Origin of the sequence: Acidithiobacillus sp. HP-2 (assembly GCF_015100155.1) — a bacterium.
Lineage (GTDB): Bacteria > Pseudomonadota > Gammaproteobacteria > Acidithiobacillales > Acidithiobacillaceae > Acidithiobacillus.
Genome location: NZ_JACKZA010000042.1, coordinates 1 through 4,241 on the forward strand (window position 1 = coordinate 1; position 4,241 = coordinate 4,241).

Here is a 4,241-nt window from a genome sequence, read left to right on the forward strand (position 1 = left end):
TTGCTGACCCGTGGCCGACCACGGGTCAGCAATGACAACCCGTATTCAGAGTCGCTGTTCCGGACGCTGAAATACTGCCCACAGTGGCCGGAAAGCGGCTTTGCAAGCCTTGAAGCTGCCCGGATCTGGGTGCGTGACTTCATCGCCTGGTACAACCATGAGCATCGTCACAGCCGCATTCGCTTCGTCACCCCCGCCCAGCGCCATCGGGGCGAGGATCATGCACTGCTGACGAGGCGCCATGACCTCTATGAGGCGGCCAAGGCGAGAAACCCAGCGCGCTGGTCAGGCCACACACGCAATTGGACACCCGTCGGTGCGGTAGATCTGAACCCGCAGCGGCAGGATAAAAAGGTTACTTAAAAAATGGGGGACGCGACAACTACCTTGACAGACGCCGGTTCATAGCTGGCGTTCTCGCGGAAGTCGGCGCCCAACAAAGCGTTCCAGTGGATCGCCGCGAAAACGCGGCGCCCGCTGAACGCTGGCGTTAGACCATACTGAGGTAATTCATTGGATAACAAGCTCACATCAGTCAAGAATCCACTTACTATAATAGCCATCTTTGCTGGAATTGCTGAGATTAGTGGCACAGCAGTCTTGCCACTCATAGCACCAGATAACCAAGCGTTATACATATGGTTTCTGATGCTGTTTCCGTTTGCTTTGATCACTCTATTTTTCCTCACCCTAAATTTAAATCACCGTGTGTTATATGTTCCATCCGACTTCAGGGACGAAGACAATTTTGTAAACATCCTCAAGAAATCAACTTACAGTGAGGTTCTTGAATACAAAGAAAAGGAAGCCAACGCAGTTGTGCTGGGGGAAGTGGCTGAATCATATTCATCACAAATTCAAAATCAGGACATTGAACAACCCTCCCGGCAAAACAATTCAGACACAACACCTAATCCGCCTCCGTCAATTGAACAATGGATAAACAACGTCGAGGCAGTCCTTCTTGAATTTGACAGTGCTACTACGCGCTCACAACGGAACCAAATGGATTTAATCGTAGCTCAAATTTCAGAGAGGCGAGTGCGTGACGTGCGACTTGCCGAAAAACTCGCTCTAGAGTCTCTAGAGAAGGAACTTGGAGTGCCCATAGATAGAGAGATGAAGATAGAGTTTGGACAGTCGCGCTTTCATTTTGACGGCATTGCTAGACGAGGCGGAGCATTAACAGCAATAGAGGTAAAATACTTCAAGTCCCGTCGATCGGTACCAATGAATATGAGCATGTGGCAACCACTCCGGCGCAGCCTCGAAGCCCTGTTTCAGTCCCTCAGTGAGGAACAGCGCCGTAATTTCTCTTTCATTTTGGCGCTCGTCAACGACAGCGACGCTAACGAAGTTAAGCAGTTGGCCGAGAGTCGACTTTCCGATCTACCTTTCCCGATCGCCATAAAACTTTATGATTTCGATGCCCTTGTTGCACAGCAGAGTAGCTCACAGGGCTAACTTGGCATTCAACAGGACGCTTAAAAGCGGTGCTCCTTCGTCGCGCCACTTTTAAGCGCCTGTTAATTTATCGTTAGCAGGCATATATGTCCGTCGATTACTTTGGCACTTTCTTTACTGAAGGAGGTTTCGATTTTACGGGCCTTCTCAATGCGGATTTCTTTCAGCCTGTCCGTATCCTGTTTCAGAACCAACACTATGTGTCTGCCGCAAAACTATTGGCTATCGCAATCGATTCCATTGCATTTGTCGAGTATGGAGATATTCCTGACGAAAACGCTTTCGTGAAGTGGCTCAACAGGTACGCCGACCTATCTGCCCTTGGCATAACGGCAGATGAGTTATGGGAACATCGAAACTCCCTTCTTCACATGAGCAATTTGGACTCAAGGAAAGTGCTTTCAGGAAGAACAAGGAGGCTAATTCCCTATGTCGGAGAAATACCCCCAGGGGTGGCGTTTGATGAAACTAGAGCAGGGTATTACAATCTTCAGAAGCTTATCTATGCGATTGGACAGGCTTGCGGTAAGTGGTGCGAAACCTACGGCGAAGATAGAGAGAAGATTCACTCCTTCGTCGATCGCTACGACCTCATCGCCTCCGACGCGAGAATGCTAAGAGTCAAAATCGATGCTTAGCCGTTTGCCTGCTAACCCGGCAGTCAATCGTGCCTGCGCAAAAAGCCGCGCAGGCCGGTTGCTCATACATTAGCCACCTTAAGAGCGAATGCTGTGAACCTACGCGAACTCGAAACCTACCTCCACGAGCACATCCCTCTGTCACTGGCTATGCAAGTTTCTGTCCTCGATGCAACGCCAGAGCAAGTCGTCCTCGGTGCTCCACTGGCACCAAACATCAATCACCGAGAAGCGGTATTTGGCGGTAGCGCCTCGGCGCTGACAATCCTTTCGGCGTGGACGCTTCTCCATACGAAACTCACTGCATCGGATTTCAAGTGCACCCTCGTTATTCAACGCAATACCATGAGCTACGAGAAAGCAGTCACTGGAAGTTTTTCGGCCAGGGCAACAGCACCATCTGCCGAAGCCTGGAAAACATTTACGCGTATGCTTCAGCGAAAGGGGCGCGCTCGAATCACTGTCTCTTCAGTACTCATGCAAGAGGGGGCTGATGCCGGACATTTCGAAGGTGATTTTGTAGCACTGGGAGCCTTCGGTGGCTAACATGGCGATCAAACTCGCTCCATTCGGTCGCTGGACGCTGCACGATAAAGCCGCGCAGCGCCGGTTAGCTCTACGTTAGCGTGCCGGAGAGAAGATGGAAGAACTGCCAATTCATACGCTGATTTTTGAGGAGAACAGAGAAGGCGGGCTTCTGCTTTGCGGCATCAACCACGGCTACAGCAAAGATGACGAACGTCAGGACGCGGCGGGAATAGACCGATCGGACTCGCATAAGTCGTTCTTCTCTGACAGCGAGGTCAACGACTACCCCTTCAGAAACAGGATTGTTTCTTGGTTCGAGCTTTGGGGGTACGAGTTGGCGCGGAGTAAGCGGATAGCGGGTCAATTTGAGCGATCGATCATCCAGACCAACTGGCTACAGACCTGTTCAAACAATGTGCATGGCATGAACACTCAGCGCGCGTGCATCGAGGATCACGAGTCATTCTTGGAGACATGCTCAGCCTTGAAACCCGGCATCATATTCTTCTTCGGCAAGGAACTACTGTGGGCGTTCACCTCGCCAGCACTCAGTACGAAGGTGGAGACAATCTTCGGTGCCCGTAAAGGTGAGATTCAATGGCTTCAGAAAGACGTTTACTGCAACGGAAAGCGCCGCAGGCGATTCCGTTTCGGCTTTCAGCAGTATGAAGAGCTTGCTGTCGTCGCCCTACCGCACGCAACGGGTGCTAAGGGCATAGCAAGCGATTACATCGCCGCCTTCAAACCCGAGATGTCGGAAATCATTGATGGTTGGTGGGCGAGGCACGAAGAGGCGCTAACAAGGCGGTCGAGAGCGACCGGGTAAAGCGCTCGCGCGCTTCACCCGGCGCCTCACCGCTGGCGTTAGGCGAAACGGAAGCATTGTTCATTTTTCATTGGAGTTTTTATGGCACTTACAAAGTTCGGCTTTATCGTCGTCGGGGACGACTTCGTTCAGCATCAAGGCACGGAACGGTTTTCCATGAAAGTGGTTGGCGTAAAAAATGCGAGTCAAGGCCCAGCCGTTGCGCAAGAAATGGTCGCCGAAGGCATTCAACTTATTGAGCTTTGCAGCGGCTTTAGCCCCGTGTGGACAGGTAAGGTTCTCGAAGCCATCAACTACGCGGTGCCTGTCGGCGTTGTGACTTATGGCCCACCGTCAATTGACGGTGTGTATCGGTTGTTGTATGCCAAATAGCAAGGTGCGCCTAATACGGCCTAACGAATAAGGTTAGATCGTGCGAAGCCACGATCTGAACCGTTTGTTGGACGAGCCCGGTTCTGCGCGCCGATCGGGCTGCACAGGAAATATATATTTGGGAAGTACTCCGACGGCGTCTGTCAAGGTAGTTGTCGCGTCCCCCATTTTTTAAGTAACCTTTTTATCCTGCCGCTGCGGGTTCAGATCTACCGCACCGACGGGTGTCCAATTGCGTGTGTGGCCTGACCAGCGCGCTGGGTTTCTCGCCTTGGCCGCCTCATAGAGGTCATGGCGCCTCGTCAGCAGTGCATGATCCTCGCCCCGATGGCGCTGGGCGGGGGTGACGAAGCGAATGCGGCTGTGACGATGCTCATGGTTGTACCAGGCGATGAAGTCACGCACCCAGATCC

6 protein-coding genes and 1 pseudogene are annotated in these 4,241 nt (G+C 52.1%); 6 read left to right on the forward strand and 1 reads right to left on the reverse strand.

The window, feature by feature from the left end; translation table 11 throughout:
• The 6 genes from H7F11_RS16455 to H7F11_RS16480 all read left to right on the forward strand — a co-directional run.
• Window positions 1-363, forward strand: a 363-nt coding sequence (locus H7F11_RS16455; RefSeq protein WP_193658287.1) for an integrase core domain-containing protein, incomplete at its 5' end; no start/stop codon positions are given.
• Between the two features lie 150 nt (window positions 364-513).
• Window positions 514-1,464, forward strand: a complete 951-nt coding sequence (locus H7F11_RS16460; RefSeq protein WP_193651911.1) for a hypothetical protein — start codon at window positions 514-516, stop codon at window positions 1,462-1,464.
• A gap of 86 nt (window positions 1,465-1,550) precedes the next feature.
• Window positions 1,551-2,102 (forward strand): hypothetical protein, encoded by a 552-nt coding sequence (locus tag H7F11_RS16465; RefSeq protein ID WP_193651910.1) that lies wholly within the window; start codon window positions 1,551-1,553, stop codon window positions 2,100-2,102.
• A gap of 93 nt (window positions 2,103-2,195) precedes the next feature.
• A complete protein-coding gene (locus tag H7F11_RS16470) occupies window positions 2,196-2,648 on the forward strand; it encodes a YiiD C-terminal domain-containing protein (protein WP_193651909.1) in 453 nt (150 codons plus the stop codon).
• Window positions 2,649-2,742: 94 nt separating this feature from the next.
• Complete coding sequence (locus H7F11_RS16475; protein WP_193651908.1) at window positions 2,743-3,456, forward strand: hypothetical protein; 714 nt, start codon at window positions 2,743-2,745, stop codon at window positions 3,454-3,456.
• An 81-nt stretch (window positions 3,457-3,537) separates the two neighbouring features.
• Window positions 3,538-3,828 carry a DUF6506 family protein gene (locus tag H7F11_RS16480; protein ID WP_193651907.1) on the forward strand — a complete coding sequence of 97 codons (291 nt, stop codon included), beginning with the start codon at window positions 3,538-3,540 and terminating at the stop codon, window positions 3,826-3,828.
• Window positions 3,829-3,999: 171 nt separating this feature from the next.
• Here H7F11_RS16480 and H7F11_RS16485 read toward each other — a convergent pair.
• Window positions 4,000-4,241, reverse strand: a pseudogene (locus H7F11_RS16485) (IS3 family transposase); the annotation flags it as partial.